The organism is Embleya hyalina, assembly GCF_003967355.1.
Lineage (GTDB): Bacteria > Actinomycetota > Actinomycetes > Streptomycetales > Streptomycetaceae > Embleya > Embleya hyalina.
Genome location: NZ_BIFH01000020.1, coordinates 29,023 through 49,754, shown reverse-complemented (window position 1 = coordinate 49,754; position 20,732 = coordinate 29,023). Strand labels below are relative to the sequence as shown.

Annotated in this window: 17 protein-coding genes; 10 read left to right on the top strand and 7 right to left on the bottom strand. The window is 74.3% G+C overall.

Translation table 11 applies throughout. From position 1 onward, the window contains the following. The first annotated feature begins 7 nt into the window (after positions 1-7). Positions 8-652 carry a thiamine phosphate synthase gene (gene thiE, locus EMA17_RS19300; RefSeq protein ID WP_126638316.1) on the top strand — a complete coding sequence of 215 codons (645 nt, stop codon included), beginning with the start codon at positions 8-10 and terminating at the stop codon, positions 650-652. Between the two features lie 114 nt (positions 653-766). Further along, positions 767-1,273, top strand: a complete 507-nt coding sequence (locus EMA17_RS19295) for a guanyl-specific ribonuclease (RefSeq protein WP_126638315.1) — start codon at positions 767-769, stop codon at positions 1,271-1,273. A gap of 480 nt (positions 1,274-1,753) precedes the next feature. Here EMA17_RS19295 and EMA17_RS19290 read toward each other — a convergent pair whose 3' ends face one another. After that, on the bottom strand, positions 1,754-2,845 hold the full coding sequence (locus EMA17_RS19290) for a polyprenyl synthetase family protein (RefSeq protein WP_126638314.1): 1,092 nt from the start codon (positions 2,843-2,845) through the stop codon (positions 1,754-1,756). Positions 2,846-3,009: 164 nt separating this feature from the next. Here EMA17_RS19290 and metF point away from each other — a divergent pair, with 164 nt between their 5' ends. Further along, positions 3,010-3,963: a methylenetetrahydrofolate reductase [NAD(P)H] gene (metF, locus tag EMA17_RS19285; RefSeq protein ID WP_126638313.1), complete on the top strand. Its 954-nt coding sequence runs from the start codon at positions 3,010-3,012 to the stop codon at positions 3,961-3,963. 70 nt (positions 3,964-4,033) lie between these two features. Beyond that, entirely contained in the window at positions 4,034-4,327 is a 294-nt protein-coding gene (locus EMA17_RS19280; protein ID WP_126638312.1) for a hypothetical protein, read from the top strand. A gap of 51 nt (positions 4,328-4,378) precedes the next feature. Here the strand turns inward: EMA17_RS19280 and EMA17_RS19275 are convergent, their stop codons facing one another. Together EMA17_RS19275 and EMA17_RS19270 are read right to left on the bottom strand one after the other, a co-directional pair. After that, positions 4,379-5,869: a phytoene desaturase family protein gene (locus tag EMA17_RS19275; RefSeq protein ID WP_218042932.1), complete on the bottom strand. Its 1,491-nt coding sequence runs from the start codon at positions 5,867-5,869 to the stop codon at positions 4,379-4,381. 536 nt (positions 5,870-6,405) lie between these two features. Then, positions 6,406-7,272 (bottom strand): 1-aminocyclopropane-1-carboxylate deaminase/D-cysteine desulfhydrase, encoded by an 867-nt coding sequence (locus EMA17_RS19270; RefSeq protein WP_126638311.1) that lies wholly within the window; start codon positions 7,270-7,272, stop codon positions 6,406-6,408. 308 nt (positions 7,273-7,580) lie between these two features. On the opposite strand from EMA17_RS19270, the gene EMA17_RS19265 reads away from it, so the two are divergent. The 6 genes from EMA17_RS19265 to EMA17_RS19240 all read left to right on the top strand — a co-directional run bounded on the left by EMA17_RS19265 (position 7,581) and on the right by EMA17_RS19240 (position 14,704). Beyond that, a complete protein-coding gene (locus tag EMA17_RS19265) occupies positions 7,581-7,868 on the top strand; it encodes a DUF6504 family protein (protein WP_126638310.1) in 288 nt (95 codons plus the stop codon). Between the two features lie 12 nt (positions 7,869-7,880). Then, on the top strand, positions 7,881-8,396 hold the full coding sequence (locus EMA17_RS19260) for an SAV_6107 family HEPN domain-containing protein (RefSeq protein WP_371863019.1): 516 nt from the start codon (positions 7,881-7,883) through the stop codon (positions 8,394-8,396). A gap of 58 nt (positions 8,397-8,454) precedes the next feature. Then, positions 8,455-11,934, top strand: coding sequence for a DNA polymerase III subunit alpha (locus tag EMA17_RS19255; protein ID WP_126638309.1), 3,480 nt, complete (start codon positions 8,455-8,457; stop codon positions 11,932-11,934). A 52-nt stretch (positions 11,935-11,986) separates the two neighbouring features. Further along, positions 11,987-12,745 carry a methyltransferase domain-containing protein gene (locus EMA17_RS19250; protein WP_126638308.1) on the top strand — a complete coding sequence of 253 codons (759 nt, stop codon included), beginning with the start codon at positions 11,987-11,989 and terminating at the stop codon, positions 12,743-12,745. A gap of 63 nt (positions 12,746-12,808) precedes the next feature. Beyond that, entirely contained in the window at positions 12,809-14,020 is a 1,212-nt protein-coding gene (dinB, locus tag EMA17_RS19245; RefSeq protein ID WP_126638307.1) for a DNA polymerase IV, read from the top strand. Positions 14,021-14,311: 291 nt separating this feature from the next. Next, positions 14,312-14,704 (top strand): SCO2097 family morphological protein, encoded by a 393-nt coding sequence (locus tag EMA17_RS19240; RefSeq protein ID WP_078977583.1) that lies wholly within the window; start codon positions 14,312-14,314, stop codon positions 14,702-14,704. Positions 14,705-14,911: 207 nt separating this feature from the next. Here EMA17_RS19240 and EMA17_RS19235 read toward each other — a convergent pair whose 3' ends face one another. The 4 genes from EMA17_RS19235 to EMA17_RS19220 form a co-directional block, all read right to left on the bottom strand. Next, on the bottom strand, positions 14,912-17,362 hold the full coding sequence (locus EMA17_RS19235) for a transglutaminase TgpA family protein (RefSeq protein WP_126638306.1): 2,451 nt from the start codon (positions 17,360-17,362) through the stop codon (positions 14,912-14,914). Further along, positions 17,359-18,768: a DUF58 domain-containing protein gene (locus EMA17_RS19230; RefSeq protein WP_126638305.1), complete on the bottom strand. Its 1,410-nt coding sequence runs from the start codon at positions 18,766-18,768 to the stop codon at positions 17,359-17,361. Before EMA17_RS19230 ends, EMA17_RS19235 begins: the two co-directional genes overlap by 4 nt. Position 18,769: 1 nt before the next feature. Continuing rightward, positions 18,770-19,957, bottom strand: coding sequence for an AAA family ATPase (locus EMA17_RS19225; protein ID WP_126638304.1), 1,188 nt, complete (start codon positions 19,955-19,957; stop codon positions 18,770-18,772). 245 nt (positions 19,958-20,202) lie between these two features. Then, complete coding sequence (locus EMA17_RS19220; RefSeq protein ID WP_246126766.1) at positions 20,203-20,727, bottom strand: beta-class carbonic anhydrase; 525 nt, start codon at positions 20,725-20,727, stop codon at positions 20,203-20,205. Positions 20,728-20,732: the final 5 nt, after the last annotated feature.

The following is a 20,732-nucleotide window of genomic DNA, read 5'->3' as shown; positions in this document are numbered from 1 at the left end:
CGGGCCGATGACGAGCCGTCAGGAACGGTTGGCCGACGCGCGCCTGTACCTGTGCACCGACGCGCGGGAGCGGCAGGGTGACCTGCCCGCGTTCCTGGACGCGGTGCTCGGCGCGGGCGTGGACATCGTGCAGTTGCGGCAGAAGGGCCTGGAGGCCCGACCGGAGCTGGAATACCTGGAGGTGTTCCGGGACGCCTGCCGCCGACACGGGAAGCTGCTCGCGGTCAACGACCGGGCCGACGTCGCGCACACGATCGGCCCCGACGTGCTGCACCTGGGACAGGACGACCTGCCGGTCCCCGCGGCGCGGGCGATCATCGGCGGCGACGTGCTGATCGGGCGCTCCACGCACGCCGAGGCCGAGGTGGACGCGGCGCTCGTGGAGCCGGGGGTGGACTACTTCTGCACCGGACCGGTGTGGCCGACCCCGACCAAGCCGGGCCGACCCGCCCCGGGCCTGGACCTGGTGCGGTACACCGCCGCACTGCGGCCGACCCGGCCGTGGTTCGCGATCGGCGGCATCGACCTCGGCAACCTCGACGAGGTGCTGGCCGCCGGCGCGACCCGGGTGGTGGTGGTCCGCGCGATCACCGAGGCCGCGGACCCGGCCGAGGCGACGGCCCGGTTCGTCGAACGGCTGACCTCGGGCTGACCCCGGGCCGACGGATTCGCACCCGAGCGGCCGTGTACGCGGTTCGGGTGTCGTTCGGCGCGTACGGCTCCGGGATCGGCCCGGTGCGGCGGGCGGGCCGGCACGATGCGGGACATGTCCGGTGCCCAGCGGCGCAATCTGGTCGTCGTCACGGTGCTCGCGCTCGTCGCGGCACTCGCGTTGGTCCTCGCGTTCACGCGCGGCGACGGCGACGGGGCGCGTCCCGGCACCGGGGCGAACCGGACGCCGGCGGCGTCCACCGCGGCCGGCACGTCCGTCGGTACCGCGTCGATGTCGGGGCGCGGCGACACCGCGTCCGCGCGTCCCACCTGGGTGCCCGCCCGGATGCGTACCGTCGCCGCCGGCGACCTGCCCGCCGAGGCCCGCGAGACGCTGGCCCTGATCGCGGCCGGCGGCCCGTTCCCGTACTCCCGCGACGGCATCGTCTTCGGCAACCGGGAGAAGCTGCTCCCCGGCAGGCCCGACGGCTACTACCGCGAGTACACGGTCCGCACCCCCGGGTCCGCCGATCGCGGCGCACGGCGGATCGTCACCGGAAGGAACACCGAGCGCTTCTACAGCGACGACCACTACGCGAGCTTCGCGGCCGTCCTGCCCTGACCCGCGCCCGGTGTGCGCCGATCGGGTGGTTGGGCCGGAGGATGGCGCATTCCGGCCGAGTCGGATCGATCCGGCGGCCAGACTGCCGAGATGGACACACCCGACGTCTCCTTCCGTCCGGGGTCCGCAGAGGATGCCCGCGCCCACGACCTGCCGCACCCCGCGACACCCGCCACGACGCCCGGCCGATCCCGGATCCCGAACCCGCGGCTCGCGGCCGGCGCACCAGGGATCCCGGCGTCCCGCCCGAGCGCGACACCGGACAACGGGGGCGCGCTGCTGTTCCCGCTGCTCGTACTCGGCGCCGTGATCGGCGGGATCTACCTGGTCGGCCGCAATCCGCCGCAGGCGCTGTCCGAGGACCGCGACGAGCACACCGCGCACCCGCACCGGGGGCGGGTGGCCGAGCCGGAACACCACCGGCCCGCGGCCCTCGGCGCGCCGTTCGCGCTCGGTCCGCGCACCCCCGTCCGCCCGGTCCTAGACGCTGCGTACCGTGGCGGCGTCGACCAGCTCGCGCAGGACTTCGCGCGCGTCCTCGGCGATCGGCGCGCCGGCCAGGGCGGTCAGGGCCCGCTCCGTCAGGTCGGTGATCATCGTCTCGACGTCGGCGAGCGCCCCGGTGTCCTCGATCACCGCGCGCAGCTCCTTGACCCCGGTGTCGCTCAGCGCCGGATCGCCGACCAGCGCGGTGAGCACCTCGTTCTGGGCGGCGTCGGCCCGCTCGCCGGCCAGCGCGAGCAGCACGGTGCGCTTGCCCTCGCGCAGGTCGTCCCCGGCGGGCTTGCCGGTCCGCTCGGGGTCGCCGAAGACGCCGAGCACGTCGTCGCGCAGCTGGAAGGCCTCACCGAGGGGCAGCCCGTAGGCGGAGTAGGCGGCGAAGGCGGCCGGGTCGGCGCCGGCCAGGGCGGCCCCCACGTGCAGGGGGCGCTCGATCGTGTACTTGGCGGACTTGAACCGCATCACCCGTCGTGACCGCTCGACCGAGCCGCCGCCCATCGCCTGCTCCAGCACGTCGAGATACTGGCCCGCCATCACCTCGGTGCGCATCACGTCGAACAGCGGCTTGGCCGCGCGCAGCGCCCGGTCGTCCACCCCGCTGGCGCCGAACATCTCGTCGCACCAGGACAGGCACAGGTCACCGAGCAGGATCGCCGCCGCCGAGCCGAACGACTCGCCCGAGCCGACCCAGCGATTTTCTCCGTGCAACCCCTCGAATCGGCGGTGCACGGCCGGCTTGCCGCGCCGGGTGTCGCTGCTGTCCATCAGGTCGTCGTGGATCAGCGCGCTGGCCTGGAGCAGCTCCAGCGCGGTGGCCGCCCGCACGATGGCCTCGTCCGCCCGCCCCGGACCGGCGATCCCGCGCCACCCCCAGTAGCAGAAGCCGGGGCGCAGCCGCTTGCCGCCGTCGAGCACGAAGTCGTTCAGCGCCGCGGTGACCGGGACCATGCCCTCGCCCACGTCGGCGAGCACCCGCGCCTGTCGGTCCATGAAATCGCCCAGCGCGGCATTGATCCGCTGCCGGAGGCCGCCCCGGTCCAGGGGGTGTACGGGGAAGGATTCGGCAGCCATGGAGTCTTCCGTCGAAGGCGGGGAAACGAACAGGAAATACGGGGCAGCCTAACTTGCGCCGGGTGCGAGTCCCCTGGTCGCCCGCCGTGAAGCCCGGGTCGCCCGGTCGTCTCGCGGAGTGGAAGGTCTACCTCACCGCGCGGAACGCCCGATAACCTGCGTGCATGTCTCTCGGTGCGGCAGCCACCCGAATCAGTCGAACTCCGGCCATTCGCGATCTCCTCGCGGACGGCACCCGGTCCTTCTCCTTCGAGTTCATGCCCCCACGCACGGAGGCGGGCACCCGCACCCTGTGGGAGGCCATCCGCCGCGTCGAGGCACTGGCGCCGACCTTCGTCTCGGTCACCTACGGCGCGGGCGGCTCCAGCCGGGGCCTGACCGTCGACACGACCGAGCGGATCGCCACCGAGACCACGCTCACCCCCGTGGGGCACCTCACCGCGGTCGGCCACTCGCGCGCCGAGCTGCGCAACATCATCGGGCAGTACGCCAACGCGGGCGTGCGCAACGTGCTCGCGCTGCGCGGCGACCCGCCGGGCGACCCGAAGGGCGAGTGGGTCGCCCACCCCGACGGCTTCACCTACGCCGTCGAACTGGTCGAACTGCTGCGCGCGTCGGGCGACTTCTGCGTGGGCATCGCCGCGTTCCCGGAGATGCACCCGCGGTCGAGCGACTGGGACGAGGACATCCGGCACTTCGTGGCCAAGTGCCGCGCGGGCGCCGACTACGCGATCACCCAGATGTTCTTCGACGTCGAGGACTACCTGCGCCTGCGCGACCGGGTCGCGGCGGCCGGGTGCGACATCCCGATCATCCCCGAGGTGATGCCGGTGACCAGCCCGACCACGCTGGTGCGGGCCGACGAGCTGAGCGGCTGCTCGGTGCCGGCCGACCTGTCGGCGGCGGTCGAGGCGGTCGGCGACGACCGGGCGGCGGTGCGCGCGATCGGGGTGGAGTACGCCACCCGGATGTCCGAGCGGCTGCTCGCCGAGGGCGCGCCGGGCCTGCACTTCATCACCTTGAACCGGTCGACCGCGACCACCGAGATCTACCAGAACCTCGGGCTGGACGGGGACGCCGGCGCGGCACGGGGCGCCGGTTCGACCGAAGTCGGCTGACGCGCTTTCCTCCCGACGACCGGTTCACCCTCTAGGGTGAGGCCACGAACCGGTAACGGAGGGATCGACCGTGCAGTTCGGCCTGGTGGTGCTCTACATCCTGTTCGTGCCGATCGGACTGTGGCTGCTGACCGAGGTGCTGTGGCAACACGGCGCCCCGTTCCGCTACCGCGTGCTGGCCTTCGTCGGCTTCGTCGGCGTGGCCGCCGGTGTCGGCATCAAGAACCCGGTGGTGGTCGGCATCGGCGCGTTCTGCTTCGCGGTCGGCCAGTTCCTGACCACCCGCTATGTGCGCAAGGCCTACCACCACGGCTGGACGGTCAGCGGTCGCCGCCCGAAGGGCCGCCGGGCCAAGGCCCGCTGAACCCGGCCCGACCGGAAACCCCGAACCCGGCCGGACACCGCGAGCCAGGCCCTACGCGCGCCCGATCAGCTCCGCCACCAGCGCCGCCGACATGCCGACCCGGGGCAGCCCGCCGCCCGGATGGGCACTCGCGCCGACCGAGAACAGACCCGGTACGGCCGACCGGTTCGGCACCCGGCGCGGCGCGCTGCGCGGACCGTCGGCGCCCGCGCCCGGCACCGCGCCGCCCGGAGCCCCGGTGGCCGCCGCCACGTCGGCGGGGGTGCGCAACTCGGACCACAGGACCCGGTCGCGCACGTCGAGGCCGCGCCGGGCCAGCAGGTCGAGCAGGGTCGCGGAGCAGGTGTCCCGGACGGCGGCCGAGGCCCAGTCCACGACGCCGTGCGGCGGCACGCGCAGCTGTACCGTCCACGCGCTGTGCCCCTCGGGGGCCAGCGCCGGGTCGTCGGGGGCGAGCACGCACAACGTCGGATCGCTCGGCGGCGCGGGGCGTCGGGCGAACAGCGCGTCCGGCTCCCGATCCGGATCGTCCGCGAACAGATAGGTGCGGTGCGGCGTCCCGGGGGTGTGCCCGCGCAGCGCGAGATGCAGTTCGAGCGTCGCGGAGGCGGCCGGCACCCGTCGCGCCCCGGCGGCCCCCGGGCCGGACAGCAGCCCGGCCGCGTGCGGGTCGGTGGGCAGGTCGGTGATCACGATGTCGGCGGTCAGGCGCCCGCCGTCGGCCAGGCGCACGCCGCCGACCCGATCGCCCTCGCGTTCGATCGCCACGACCTCGGTGTCGGTGCGCACCCGCACCTTCCGCTGCAGGCAGCGCGCGTGCAGCGCCTCGGTCATCCGGTGCAGGCCGCCGCGCACCCACCACACCCCGAAGGTCTCCTCCAGGTAGGGCAGCGTGGCCAGCGTCGCGGGCGCCTTGCCCGGATGGCAGCCCGCCTCGGCGGCGAAGCGCTCCAGGTGGGCGCGCAGCCGGGGATCGCTCAGCGTGGCCCGGCCGAGCGAGCGCAACGAGCGCCACGGGGCGGTGACGCGCAGGTCGGCCCGCCCGCTCCCGGCGCTGCGCAGCCGCTCGGCCCGCCGGGCCGGGTCGGCCAGGAGCGGCGCCTCGATGAAGCTCTTCCGGGTGATCCCCCACATCTCGCCGGCCCGGTGCAGCAGCCGCTGCCAATCGTCGCCCGCACCCGCCCCGAAGCCCGCCTCGAACGCGTCGTGGATCCCGGACCGGGAGGCGTTGGGGAGGTCGACGACGGTACGCGCCCCGGTCGCGGCGGCGAACGACTCGCGGGTGGGGGAGGCGAGCGGGACCAGGTCCACCACGTCCTCGATCGCCGCGCCGGTCTTGAGGAACAGGTCGCGGTAGACGGCCGGCAGGGTGAGCAGCCCGGGGCCGGTGGTGAAGGTGAAGCCGTCGCGGACGATCGACCCGGAGGCCCCGCCGGTCGAGGACGACCGTTCGCAGATCGTCACCTCGTGTCGAAGCGTGGCCAGCCGAGCGGCCACCGCCAATCCACCGATACCTGCGCCGACGATCACAATGCGAGCCACGTCGGTAGAGCGTATATGCGGAAGCGGGGGACCAGGCCCGCCCCCCGGGCCTGGTCCCCCGCTCCGTCCCGCGACCGCTCCCCACGGTCTACGGGCCCACCCCCCAGCGGGTCACGATTGGTAAGACTCGCGACCCCCGTCCAGGGTTGTACGCGCGGGGAAGATTTCTTTCCACGGATCCGCGGTGCCCCGAAACGATGATCGACGGGGATATGGCCCCGGTACTCGGTGCGCTTCTGAGTATCCGTACGGATGTCGCGCCCCCGGGCCGAGCGCCAGAGTTGTCGGCACGGGGAGAGCCCAGGGGGAGCCTCGGGGAGGGCCGTTCGAGGGGGACGGCGGAGGCGGGCGACGACATCGGGACCGGCGACACGGGGCGACGGAACGGATGGACGGGAACGACGGCCGGCGGGGGGCGGCGGGTCGTTCGGAGCGGTGGTCCGGTCGTGGGGACGGCGGACCACCGCTTTTCGCGTCGTGCGGCCCGGACCGCCCGCGCCGGCGCGGCCCCGGTTCGAGCGCGTCGCGCGACCGGGTCAGCCGGTGACCACCGCGACCAGCCGGGTGCCCGGGGCGAAGGCGCCGCGCTCGGCGAGGGCGAACAGCCCGAACAACATCTTGCCCACGTAGACCGGTTCGGGCGCGAAGCCGTGTCGGGCCGCGAAGTCGGCGAGGAAGGTGTCCAGTTCCGGGCCGCGCCGGGCGTAGCCGCCGTGGTGGAAGTCGTTCTCCACGTGCCAGTTGTCGGTCGGGGCGCCGTAGGTGCGGCGCTGGAGGTCGGCCACCTCGTCGGCGAGGAAGCCGCCCCCGAGCACCGCGAAGCCGATCGCGTGCCGCCCGGCGGGCAGTCCCGCCGCGATCCCGGCCAGCGTGCCGCCGGTGCCCACCGCGACGCAGACCGTGTCGACGTCGTCGCCGAGTTCGGCGGGCAGCTCCGCGCACCCGCGCACGGCGGCCTCGTTGCTGCCGCCCTCGGGCAGTACGTACGCCGGCCCGTGTGCGGCGAGCAGCCGCTCCAGCACCTTCGGCGTGTGCTTGGCCCGGTAGGTGGCGCGGTCCACGAACACCAGCCGCATGCCGCGTTCGGCCGCGAAGGCGAGCGACGGGTTGAGCGGGCGGTCGGCGAGCTCCTCGCCGCGCACCACGCCGACGGTGGCCAGGCCGAGCGCGCGGCCGGCGGCGGCGGTGGCCCGGAGGTGGTTCGAGTAGGCGCCGCCGAAGGTCAGCAGGGTGTGCTCGCCCCGCTCGCGGGCCGCCACCAGGTTGTACTTCAGCTTGCGCCACTTGTTGCCCGGCACCTCGGGATGGATCAGGTCGTCCCGTTTGAGGCGCAGGCGCAGGCCGAGGGTGGTCAGGCGGGGATCGGACAGCTCGCACAGCGGCGAGGGCAGACGTGGTCGCACCCGGGCAGGGTCGCACGTCGGCCGGCTCGTCGGCGGCGTCGGCTGTCGGAGTGGCCTGTCACGGTGGACGGGACGGGGGCGGTTCGACTCGAACATGCTCGAACATCGATCGAACACGACGGTTCGCCCGGTACTGCGGCAATGACGTTGACGTGGGTGGGGGAGAGAGCTTTACTGGCAAACGGGATCGAACTTTTGTTCGAGAAAAAAGTTCGACTCGAACGGCACGGGGCAAACGGATGGGCGGCCGGGGTCGCGGTGCGTGGGGAAGCGCATCGCGGCCCGGGCCTCGGCGGAGGAGGAGCCGTATGACGCGTCTGCACACCGATCCGGTGGAGGTGCTGCGCAGTGGTGGGGACCCCGCGCGGTTCCTGTGGCACGACCGGCTCTACGTGGTCCGGGAAGTGCTCGGCCACTGGGTCGAGACCGGCGAGTGGTGGCAGCACGCGCGTTCGCGGGCCGCCGTCGTGACGACGGGGGAGCGCGAGGTGTGGCGTGTGGAGGCCGGGGCCGGTCGCAGCGCGCCCCTGGGCGTCTACGACCTCAGCCTGGACGCCGGCGCCGGTACCTGGACGCTGGCTCGGACCGCCGATTGAGGAGGTGACTCCGTGAGCGCGAGCGCGAGCGCGAGTGTGCGCACGAGTGTGAACCAGTCCGCCCACATACCCGAGCCGCCGCCGATCCGACGAGCGCCGGTGCGCTGGTCGTCCGCCCCGCGCGGGGCGCTCGACCTGCTGGCCCAGGCTCGGCGCGGGCTCACGGAGGCCGCCGTCAACCCCGACGCGGCGGAGCGCTACGCCACCGCCCACCTGGCCGCGCTGCGGGTGGCCGCGGCCGTGCTCGCCGCCCGGGCACAGGCCGACGAGCAGCGCCCGGGCCGGCGCCGGCGGGCCCCGCGCAGCGCGTGGGAGCTGCTGCCGAAGGTGGCGCCCGAGCTGGTCGAGTGGGCCGCCTTCTTCGCGTCCGGTGCCCGCAAGCGCGCCGCCGCCGAGGCGGGCCTGCCCGGCGCGGTCACCGGCCGCGAGGCCGACGACCTGATCCGCGACGTCGAGACCTTCTTCCGCCTGGTGGTGCGCCTGCTCGCGCTGCCCCCGATCCCGGCCCCGCCCCCTCCCGTCGACTGAACGCCCTCCCTCGAACGCCCCGCCACCGCACGCCCCCACCCGAGAACCGGCACCACCCATGAACCGACCGAATCGATCGAACCGCCCCTTCGCCCACCTGCACGTCGCGTCGGGGCATTCGATGCGCTACGGCGTCTCGCACCCGAACACCCTGATCGAGCGCGCGGTCGAACACGGCCTGGACACCCTCGCGCTGACCGACCGGGACGGGGTGTACGGCGCGGTCGCCTTCGCGCGCGGCTGCCTCGCGGCGGGCATTCGGCCGATCCTGGGCGCCGAGCTGGCGGTGCTGCCCGCCGAGCCGGATCCCGTCGCGCCGGCCCGGGTCCGGCGCACCCCCGCGCGCGGCGGCGCGTTCACCGACCCCGGGCATCCCCGGGTCACCGTGCTCGCCCGGGGGAAGGCCGGCTGGGCCGCGCTGTGCCGGCTGATCAGCGACGCGCACCGGCGCGACCGGGTCAACCCGGTGACCACCTGGGAGGCGCTGGCCGCGACCGACGGCGCCGTGGTCGTACTGGCCGGACCCGACTCCGAGGTCGGCCGGGCGCTCGCCGCCGACCGGCCCGCGCTCGCCGCACGACTGCTCGCCCGGGCCCGCGCCGTGATGGCCGACGACGCCCTGTACCTCGAACTGGTGTGCCATCTCGCGCCGCCGGGCCGGGCCGGATCCGCCGTCCACGCGGCCCGGACGCTCACTCTCGCCGACACCCACCGCGTGCCCGCCGTGCTCACCAACGCGGTGCGCTACGCCGACCGCGAGGACGCCGTGGTCGCCGACGTGCTCGACTCGGCCCGCCGGCTGGTCCCGCTCGGCCCGCACCACCTGGCCCGCACCGGCTCCGAGGCATACCTCAAGCCCACCCTCGACATGGTCGCCGTCGCCGCCGAGATCACCTGCCTGGCCGGCCGGGGCACCGCCGCCGCGCTGCTCGGCGCCGGCCGCGCGCTGGCCGACGAACTGGTCCTGGACCCGGCCCGGGACCTGGGCATCGGCAGCGTGTTCTACCCCGAGCCGGAGGTGCTGGGCGTGCCCGCGAGCCGGGCCGGCGCCGAACTGCGCGCGCGGTGCGAGGCGGGCCTGGGGCTGCGCGGCATCGCCCCCACCACCGAAGCGCTGGGTCGCCTCGACGACGAGCTGGCGCTGATCGGCCGACTCGGCCTGCCGTCCTACTTCCTGACCGTGGCCGGCGTGGTCGACCTGATCCGGGACATGGGCGTGCGCTGCGCCGCCCGCGGCTCCGGCGCGGGCAGCCTGGTCAACCACCTGCTCGGCATCTCCGGCGTCGACCCGCTCCGACACGGCCTGCTGATGGAGCGTTTCGTCTCGGACCGGCGCACCGCGCTGCCCGACATCGACGTCGACGTGGAATCCGCCCGCCGTACCGACGTCTACCGGCGGATCATGGAGGTCTTCGGCCCGGAGCGCTGCGCCTGCGTGTCGATGGCCGAGACCTACCGCGCCCGGCACGCCATCCGCGACGTCGGCGCGGCCCTGGGCCTGGCCGCCGGCGAGATCGACGAACTGGCCAAGGCGTTCCCGCACATCCGCGCCCGCGACCTCGGCCCGGCCCTGCGCGACCTGCCCGAACTGCGCAACCACCGACTCGCCCGGGACGGCGGCTTCGACGGCCTGTTCGCGCTCGCCGCCCGGCTCGACGGCCTGCCCCGACACCTCGCCCTGCACCCGTGCGGCGTACTGCTGTCCAACCCCACGCTCCTCGACCGCACCCCCGTGGAGACCTCCGCGCAGGGCTTCCCGATGAGCCAGTTCGACAAGGAGGACGTCGAACACCTGGGACTGCTCAAGCTCGACGTGCTCGGGGTGCGGATGCAGTCCGCGATGGCGCACGCGGTGGCCGAGATCGAACGGGTCGACGGCGCCGCCCCCGACCTGGACACGATCGCGCACGACGACCCGGCCACGTTCGACCTGATCCGCTCCACGCGCACCCTCGGCTGCTTCCAGATCGAATCGCCCGGACAGCGCGAGCTGATCGGCAAGTTCGCCCCGGAGACGTTCGAGGACATCATCGTGGACATCTCGCTGTTCCGGCCCGGCCCGGTCAAGAGCGACATGGTCACCCCGTTCCTCGCCGCCCGCCAGGGCTGGACCGAGCCCTACTACATCCACAAGGACTTCCGCGCGGCGCTGGCCGAGACCTGCGGCGTGGTGGTCTTCCACGAACAGGTGATCCGGATCATCCACATCGCCACCGGCTGCGACCTCGCCCGCGCCGACGTGGCCCGCCGCGCGCTGGGCAGCCACGAGCGAAAACCCGCCGTCCGGAGCTGGCTGTACGAACTCGCCGCGCACCGCGGCTACAGCCGGCCGGTGATCGACAAGATCTGGGACGTCCTGGAGGCCTTCGCCTCGTTCGGCTTCTGCAAGGCGCACGCCGCCGCCTTCGCGCTGCCCACGTACCAGTCCGCCTGGCTCAAGACGCACCACACCGCCGCGTTCCTGGCCGGCGTGCTCACCCACGACCCCGGGATGTACCCCAAACGGCTGATCCTGGACGACGCGCGCCAGTTCGGCGTGCCGATCCTGGGCGTCGACGTCAACCGCTCCGACGACGTCTACCGGGTCGAGCCCCTCGCCGAGGGACCGCCCGGCATCCGGATCCCGCTGGCCGAGGTCAAGGGCATCGGCGCCGACGAGGTGGCCCACGTCCTGGCGCACCGCCCGTACACCTCCCTCGTCGACTTCCGGGCCCGCGGCGGCGCGTCCCGCCCGACCACCGAACGGCTGATCACCATCGGCGCGTTCGACGCCGTGCACCCGGCCCCGACCACCCGCCGCGACCTGCTCCTGCAACTCGCCGACCTGAACCGCCTCGGCCGGGCCGGTCGAGGCCGGGGCGGCCGACACCAGGAGGGCGCCGAACTCGACCTGGGCCTGGCCCCCGACATCCCGCCGGCCACCGGCCTGCCCGAGTTCACCGACGTGGAACGGGTGCGGGCCGAACTCGACGTGCTCGGTCTGGACGCCGGCCGGCACGTGCTCGACTTCCACGCGCCGTTCCTGGCCGACCTGGGCGTCACCCGCGCCCGCGACCTGCTGAACCGGCGCAACCGCGAGGAATTGCTGGTCGCCGGGGTCAAGGTGGCCACCCAGACGCCGCCGATCCGCTCCGGCCGCCGGGTGATCTTCCTGACCCTGGACGACGCCACCGGACCGGTCGACACCACCTTCTTCGAGGACGCCCAGGACCCGTACGCGGCCACGCTGTTCCACTCCTGGCTGCTGGTGGTGCGCGGGGTGCTGCGCCGCACCGGACCGCGCGGCGTGTCGCTGCGGGCCACCGGATGCTGGGAGTTGGGCGCGCTGCACGACGCCTGGAGCGTCGGCGGCGTTCCGGCGGTGCACGAGCTGATGGCCCGAACGCGGCCGGCGTCCGCCGCGCCCGCCGAGCGCCGGGTCCTGGTGCACGCCAGCGGCTTCAAGGTCTCCCCGTACGCCGACCTGCGTCCCGCCGGCACCGCCGCCAAGCAGCCCCCGCGCAAGCTGTGGCACGCCAGCCCCGGGAGCGCGGGATGACCTCCGCACACGCTCTAAGGTGGAACCCGACCGGTTCCGGAGGAGGGTGTTCGTGTCCGACCAGACGCGCAGGCGCAGCTCGATGCGCACCGCCGTCGTGTGGCAGGTGCTGCGCGAGGCGTTGGACCGACGGGCCGAGGCGGCCGGACGGGACGTCCTCGACGTGCTCGACACCGGCGGCGGCACCGGCAACCTCGCGGTGCCCATCGCCCGACTCGGACACCGGGTCACCGTCGTCGACCCCAGCCCCGACGCGCTCGCCGCGCTGGAGCGCCGGGCCGCCGAGGCCGGGGTCACCGACCTGGTCCGAGCCCTCCAGGGCGACACCCACGACCTGTTCGACGTGGTCGAGCCGGACGCCGCCGACGTGGTGTTGTGCCACGGCGTCCTCGAGGTGGTGGACGACCCCGCCGCCGACCTCGGCCGGATCGTCCGCGCGCTGCGCGCCGGCGGCACGCTCAGCCTGCTCGCGGCCAACCGCACCGGCGCGGTCCTGGCCCGCGCCCTCGCCGGGCACTTCGACCAGGCCCGCGACCTGCTCGCCGATCCCGAGGGCCGCTACGGCCCGGCCGACCCGATGCCGCGCCGGTTCACCGTCGCCGACCTTACCGCGCTGGTCGCCAAGGCCGGCCTGGAGGCGGGCCCGGTGCACGCGATCCGGGTCTTCGCCGACCTGGTCCCGGGCGTCCTGGTCGACGACCCGGGCTCGTTCGACGCCCTCCTCGACCTCGAACGCGCCGCGGCCGAACAGCCCGAGTACCGCGCCCTGGCCACCCAACTGCACCTGCTCGCGGGCAAGCCGGCGAACTAGCCCCGCTTTCGGCCCGGGGCCCGCTTCCCGCCCCGGCCGCGACGCCCGGACGGGCGGTGCCGGATGAGCACCGCCCGATCCGCACCGCCGCAGGCGATCATGCACGTCGACATGGACGCCTTCTACGCGTCCGTCGAGATCCGCCGCGACCCGACACTGCGCGACACCCCCCTGGTGGTGGCCGGCCAGGGCCCGCGCGGGGTGGTGCTCTCCGCCACCTACGACGTGCGCGCGCTGGGCGTGCACGCCGGCCAGGCCACCTCCCGGGCCCGCCGGCTCGCCCCGCACGCGCTCTTCCTCTCCCCGGAACACGACGACTACGCCCGCGTGTCCGGCGGCGTCATGGAGGTGCTGCGCTCGATCACCCCGCGCGTGGAGCCGCTGTCCCTGGACGAGGCGTTCCTCGACCTCGCGGGCGTCACCCGCCGTCTGGGGCCGCCGGAGACGGTGGGCGAGTCGATCCGCGCCCGGATCTTCGACGAGCAGGGCATCACCTGCTCGGTCGGCATCGCGGACACCAAGTTCACCGCCAAGCTGGCCGGCGCCCTGGCCAAACCCGACGGGCTCAGCGTGATCCGCCCCGAGCAGGTGGTGGACTTCCTGCACCCGCTCCCGGTGGACCGCCTGTGGGGCGTCGGCGAGCGCACCGGCGCGTTGCTGACCGATCTGGGCCTGACCACCATCGGTGATGTCGCCCACACTTCGGTCGAGACGCTGAGCCGCGCGCTCGGTGCCGCCGCGGGGCGCGGGCTGTACGAACTCGCCTGGGGGCGGGACCGCCGGCCGGTGATCCCCTGGGAACCCGAACGCAGTATCGGCGCCGAGGAGACTTTCCCCACCGACGTGGACGACCCGGTGGCGATCCGCCGCACCCTGCTCGCCCTCGCGCACCGCACCGCGACCCGGCTGCGCCGGGCGAAGACGGCCGGGCGGACCGTCACGATCAAGATCCGGTTCGCCGACTTCAGCACCATCACCCGCGGCAGGACCCTGCGCGAGGCCACCGACGTGGGCCACGAGATCTACCACGTGGCCTGCCTGCTGCACGGCGCGCTGGGCCTGGAACGGGCCCGCCTGCGCCTGGTCGGGATCCGGGTGGAGGGCCTGGTCGGCGGCGGCTGTCCGCGCCAACTGGTGCTCGGCGAGCGGGATCCGGGCCGGCGTGAGGTGGAGCGCGCGGCCGACGCGGTGCGCGGCCGATTCGGCGATTCGGCGCTCACCGCCGCCACCCTGCTCGATCGTGGACCCCGGGCGCGGGGCCCGCGAGGGCGCTGAACGGCCGCCGGCCGCCGGCCCCGGGCACCCCGCGCGCCGCCGACGCGGACCCGCCCGGCCCCATCCCTCAGCGCGAACCCGCCCGGGCCGCATATCATCGAAGCCCTGACCGGGGGACATGAGCGTGCGCCGGACAGGGCAGGAGTGTTGGAAGGGGCGGGAATCGATGTGGTGAACCCTCATGCGGTGTCGGGCGTCGAGCCCGTGCCGAGGGTGGCTTTCACGACAGCGATTACCTGCCTATCCTGAAAGGGCCGCAAGGTCGCGTCGCGGCCGACGAAGGAGGACGCCGTGCCGCTCTCAGAGCACGAGCAGCGCATGCTTGAGCAGATGGAGCGAGCGCTCTACGCCGAAGATCCCAAATTCGCGACAGCGCTCGAAGCAGCCGGCATGCGCCGGCATACCCGGCGACGCACCGTTCAGGCGATCCTCGGATTCCTGCTCGGCATCGTCCTGTTGATGACCGGCATGATGGTCCAACAGATCTGGGTCAGTGTCATCGGCTTTCTGGCGATGCTCGGTGGGGCGCTCCTCGCGGTCACCGGTTGGCGCCGGGGACCGGCGACGCCCGACGCGGGCGAGGGCGGCGGCGCGGGCCGCGGTCGCGCACCGCGGCGGCGCAAGGCCAAGGTGATGAACCGCATCGAGGACCGCTGGCGTCGTCGACGCGAGGAGAACGGCTGACGTTCGGCGCGTACCGCACCGCGTCGACGACGCGACCGGGGAGACCCGGTCGCCACGGGTGAGTCCCGGGCGCGACGTCGAGACGGGGCGGCATACGAACGACCACGCCGGTGGCGGTGACCTCCGAGGGAATCGGAGGTCACCGCCACCGGCGTTTCGTCGTCGTGTCCCGGTGCCCCGGGGCGGGCGGCCGGGGCCGCCCGCCGCTCAGCCGAGGTCGGCCGGCTTGGGCGTGCCGCCCGGGCCCTCGTCCCGGCGGCGCGACAGCCGGGGCCGGAACCGCTCGGCGAGCGTGTACCGACGCTCGCCCCGGCTCTGCCCGCCCCGGCGGCGCAACGACGGCGGGAGCAGGCTCGCCCGCAACCGGCGCCCGCGTCCGGCCCGGGCCAACAGGCCCCGGCGGACCGCCCGCACGTCCTCGCCGAGGCCCGGCTCGCGGACCGGCGGGGCGGCCGCGTACAACAGCCGTTCGGTGGCGAGCGCGATCCGGGGCAGTGCCTCGCGGGCGGCGAGCACGGCCGATCCCGCCGCGAGTCGCCCGGTGTCGTCGACGTCCCCGGCACCCTCGGCGGCGGGAGCGTCGACCGCCAGCACCGCGAGCAGCCGTTCGGCGGCCTGGCGCGGGGTCTCCGCGTCCGGTGCCGGGTGGCCCAGGTCGCGGGCGGTGTCCAGCACCTCGGCCCAGCCGCCGAGCACCGGCCCGGCGCGGTCCTCGGCATCGACGTCGGCCGCCACGTCCCGGGTGAGCGCCGCGAACCGGCGTCGGCGTACCCGGGAGCGGACCAGCATCGGCGCCACCACGAGCAGCGCCACCAGCAGCACGGCGCCGCCGATCAGCAGCACCCGGCCGGACAACCGCGGCCCGTCCGAGGAGGCGCCGACGGCGGCCGGCGCGGTGGTCGTGGCGGTCGACGGCGCCGCGCTCGGCGCCGTCTGCGGCTGCTTGGAGGGCAGGTCGCCCGCACTGCCCGGGGTCGCCGACGGCGCGACCGGTGCCACGTCCTGCTGGGCGTAGGAGGGCGAGTTGCCCCGGGAGGGGGTCGGCTCGAACCGGATCCAGCCCGCGCCGGAGAAGTACAGCTCCGGCCACGCGTGCGCGTCGTGGCTGCTGACCTTGTAGCTCATGTCGGCCTGCTGCGTGCCCGGGATGAAGCCGACCGCGATCCGCGCCGGGATGCCCAGGGTGCGGGCCATCACCGCCATCGCGGAGGAGAACTGTTCGCAGTAGCCGACCTTCTGCTCCAGGAAGTTCTCCAGCGCCGAGGTGCCGTTGCCCGGCGGGACCTTGGTGTCGTAGCGGAACTGGTTGGAGCGGGCGAACCACTCCTCCAGGTTCCGGGCCCGGTCGTAGGAGGTGCCGTTGCCGCCGATCCGCAGCGCCTGCTGGCGGATCCGGTTCACCATGTCGGTCGGCAGGTTCAGCGCCACGTAGGGCGCGAGCGCGGGCGGCGGCGCGCCGGCGGCCTTGAGCTGGGCGGGGGTCGGTTCGACGTCGAGGCTGGTCACCGTCCAGCCGAGGCCGCGCAGGCCCTGCTTGTTGTCGGCCAGCAGCAGGCGACCCTCGGGCTCGTAGCGCCAACTGCCCTTCACCTGGACCTGCGTCGCCGGGTAGGGCATCGGCAGCGAACCCTGGTCGTAGTCCCGGTCGGACTCGACCCGGGTGATCACCTCGGTGGTGCGCACCGCCTGGTCCAGGCCCGGCGGCTTGGGGAAGTCCTTCGGCACGTCGGTCAGTTGCCGCTCCGACGGCTGCCAGGAGCGGCCGTCGAACCGGTCGAGGGAGGAGATCCGCAGATAGATCGAGCCGGGCGCGGCGGAGGTGGTGCGATAGCGCATCAACTCCCGGTTCTCCGCCCGGTTCAGCTCGTCGGAGAGCTTGACCACGGGGTTGATCGTGGTCAGCCGATGCGACTGCGGTCCGTTGTCGTTCTTGTCCAGGAGCCGGTTGGCGCTCAGCGGGATCAGCGCGGGCACCGCCACGGCCACCGCGAGCGCGGCCACGCCGATCCGGCCGCCGCCGCGGGCGGGCGGGCGATACTGGCGCATCGGCGGATGGCCGGGCGGTATCGGCGGGGTCAGTGGTCGGCCCCAGCGCAGCAACCGCTCGCGGCCCTCCGCGAGCAGCAGCAGGACGTAGGCCAGCGCCGCGATCAGGAAGACCGCCCAGCCGAGGCCGGACTGGGACAGCGCGGCCGGCACGCTGTAGAGCGCGAGCAGCGGCAGACCCGCCGGGGCGGCCTGGGCGTAGGTCACCGCGATCATGTCCACGATCACGGCCACGCCGCCCATCACCGTGAGCAGGATCGCGACGATCCCGGGTGTGGCGGGGGCGGGTGTGCTGAACTCGCGGATGTCCTGTCCGCCGGTGCGCATCAACTCCACGAACGCGTCGACGCTGCTCGGGGTCGGGATCGGGCCGCTGGCGTCGGGGACGCAGACCAGGAGCAGGTAGGGCACCAGGGCGGCGACCTGGGTCAGTCCCACGATCGGGCGCGGCACCCGGATCCGCCGGGCCCCCTCGCCGACCAGGGCGACCAGCAGGATCGCGCCCAGTCCCTGGGCGATCCAGCCGCCCGCGTCGACCAACGGGAGCAGTGCGGACGAGGTCAGCGCGGTCGCGAGGGCCGCGACCAGGGCCAGACGCAGTCGGCCGGTCATGGCCGTTCCCCTCCGTCGACGGTGGAGCCCCCGATCGTGGGCGCCGCACGGGGGCGCGGCGGCGGACCCGAGGCGGCGGGCGTGGTCACGGGCGCGGGGGCCGCGGGGGCGGCGGCGCGCGCGGTGCCGGCGTAGGACATCGAGCCGGCGGCGGCCGGGTCGCCCACCCGACCGGCCGAGCGCCACAGTTCGGAAAGCCGGGAGCCGGCCCGGGCGGAGAGCACCCGCCAGCCGGCCTGGCGGAGCAGGCCCACCGCGCTGTCGTGCGGCAGCGCGCCGGGCACCCGGCCCCACGTGCTCACGTCCAGGACGATCGCGACCCCGCGCCCGGACCGGTGTCGGGCCCGGCCGAGCCGCTTGACGTCGTCCTCGGTCAGCGCGCCGAGCACGGCGACGGTCAGCCCGCCGCCCGCCGGGTCGCGCAGGGCGGGCTCGGCCTGGTCCAGGGCGCTCACCGGCACCGTCGCCACCACCGCGAGCGCGTCGAGCAGGAAACCCTCCAGGTCGCCGGGCGCGGCCCGGATGCCCTCCAGGTCCCCGGCGAGCGCGTCGCCCTCGGCGTCGAGCAGCCGGGTGGTGTAGCCGCGCCGGCACAGGTGTACGCCCACCGACGCGGCGGCCGAGACCACCCATTCGAAGGACGAGGCCGGCCCGTCGCCGACGTGCGCGCCGGCGCGGGTGTCGATCAGTACGGTGGCCCGGTTCTGCCAGGCCTGTTCCTCGCGGCGCACCATCAGTTCGCCGCGCCGGGCGGTGGAGCGCCAGTGCACCCGGCGCACGTCGTCGCCGTGCCGGTACTCGCGCGGGACCACGTCCTCCTCGCCGGACGCGGACACGTTGCGGGCATGGCTGTCGCCGTAGCCGGTCCACTCGCCGCCCAGGTCCACCGCGGGCAGCGGCTGCACGGCCGGGGTGACCACGAGGGTGTCCCGGGCGGCGAAGGAACGGGTCAACTCGCACATCCCGAACGGATCGGCCATCCGCAGGCGCAGCGGCCCCACCGGGAAACGCCCGCGCAGATCCGAGCGCACCCGGTAGGACACGTGCCGGTTGCCGTGCGGCTCGATCCGGTCCAGCACGAAGCGGGGCCGCGAGCCGAGTACATAGGGCACGTGGTCCTCGAGCATCAGCAGACCGGTGGGGATGCGCGAGACGTTGTCCACGCGCAGCCGCACCTGGGACTCGTGGCCGGCCGCGACCCGGGGCGGTTCCAACCCCCGGGCGCTGGTGACCAGGTGCCGGGTGCGGGCGACGATCAGGACCGCCACCAGCGGCAGCGCGGTGAGCAGGAAGCCGACCCGCAGCAGGTCGCGTTGGCCCAGGACCACCGCGCAGATGCTCGCGGCGATCCCCGCCGCGAGGAAGGAGCGCCCCCGGGTGGTCAGGCCCGACAGTGCGGTACGCACGTCAGCGCGCCGCCCCGGAGCCCGTGCCGCCGAGGCGACCGTCGGACGGCACCGGCGCGTAGCCCTCGTGCGCGGTCGGCGCCTGCGTCGGGTACGGCCGGCCGCCGTTGTGGTGCGGGACGCCGCCCGGATAGGGCTGGTGGGCGGGCGGCACCGGCGGGGCGGGCACGATCTGCGGCGCGCCGACCGGCCGGCCCTGGGCCGGGTGCGGGGCCTGACCGGCGGGGGCGCCGGGCACCGGGACCTGGCGCACGATGTCGGCGACGATCTGCTCCGGGGTGCGCCGGGCCATCTGCGCGTCGGCGGTGGGCAGCAGGCGGTGGGCCAGCACCGACACGGCCAGGGTCTGCAGGTCGTCCGGCAGGACGTAGTCGCGGTTGTCCAGGGCGGCCGCCGCCCGGGACGCGCGGACCAGGTGCAGGGTGGCGCGCGGCGAGGCGCCCAGGCGCAGTTCGGGCGAGCGGCGGGTGGCGTTGACCAGGTCGACCGCGTAGCGCGCGACGGCCGGGGACACGTGCACCCGGCGTACCGCGTCGGCGAGGCGGACCAGGTCCCGGGCGTCGGCGACCGGGGTCAGGTCGGTCAGCGGGGAGCCGGCGCTGTGGCCGCCGATCATCCGCAACTCGGCGTCGATCGCCGGGTATCCCATCGAGACGCGGGCCATGAAGCGGTCCCGCTGCGCCTCGGGCAGAGGATACGTTCCCTCCATCTCCACCGGGTTCTGCGTCGCGATCACCATGAACGGCGCGCTCAACTCGTAGGTGGTGCCGTCGACGGTGACCTGGCACTCGGCCATGCACTCCAGGAGCGCGGACTGGGTCTTCGGCGAGGCCCGGTTGATCTCGTCGCCGACCACGATGTTGGCGAAGATGGCGCCCGGCTTGAACTCGAACTCGCGCTTCTCCTGGTCGAAGACGCTGACGCCGGTGATGTCGGAGGGCAGCAGGTCCGGGGTGAACTGGACCCGTCGCATGTCGCAATCGACGGATCGCGCGAGGGCCTTGGCCAGCATCGTCTTGCCGACTCCCGGAACGTCCTCGACGAGCAGGTGGCCCTCGGCCAGCAGCACCGTCAAGGCGAGGCGGACGACCTCGGGCTTGCCCTCGATCACGGTCTCCATGGCCCCGCGGATCCGATCGGTGGTGACCGTCAGATCCCCCAGACCGGCCTGATCGTTGAACGTCGACACCCGTGCCCCTCCCTGGAACCGCGTTGTACACGCCCTGGGTCAGGGCCACAGGCCGATTCTCCCGGTAGCGTGCGCTGCCGTCACCCCGTTGGACGGCCCGGACAACGCGCATGCGACTCCGGACGGTAGCCGACGCGGCGTGCGGGGCGATCCGCTCGGCGGAAAAGGCTCGGCCGAGACGGGTCGATCCCCTCGATGATGCCGCGCCGATCCGGAATTCGGGTCGACGGGAGAGGCGACGGAGCCTATGACTGCTCGGGGGCGTCTTCCGGTTGCACGTCGGAGAGCGGGAAAACCTCGCGCAGCAGGCCGGTGGTGACGTCGTAGACGAAACCGCGCACGGTCTCCCGGTGCGGGAGGAACGGGGAGCGGAGCACCCGGTTCATCGACTGGCGCACGTCGCCGTCGAGATCGACGAACGCCTCGACCGCCCACTGCGGGCGCAGGCCCGTGTCGGCCTCGAGTTCGCGGCGGAAGTCCTCGGTGACGGTGAGCATGCCGCACTGGGTGTGGTGGATCAGTACCACCTGCGTGGTGCCCAGGTGCCGCTGGCTGATCGTGAGCGAACGCACCACGTCGTCGGTGACCACGCCGCCCGCGTTGCGGATCACGTGCGTGTCACCCAGTTCGAGACCGAGCATCGCGTGCACGTCCAGACGGGCGTCCATGCAGGTGACGACCGCCGTGTGGCGGACCGGCACGGCGGACATACCGGGGTTCCGGTACTGCTCCGCGTAGAGGCGGTTGGCTGCGACAAGACGATCGACCATGGTCG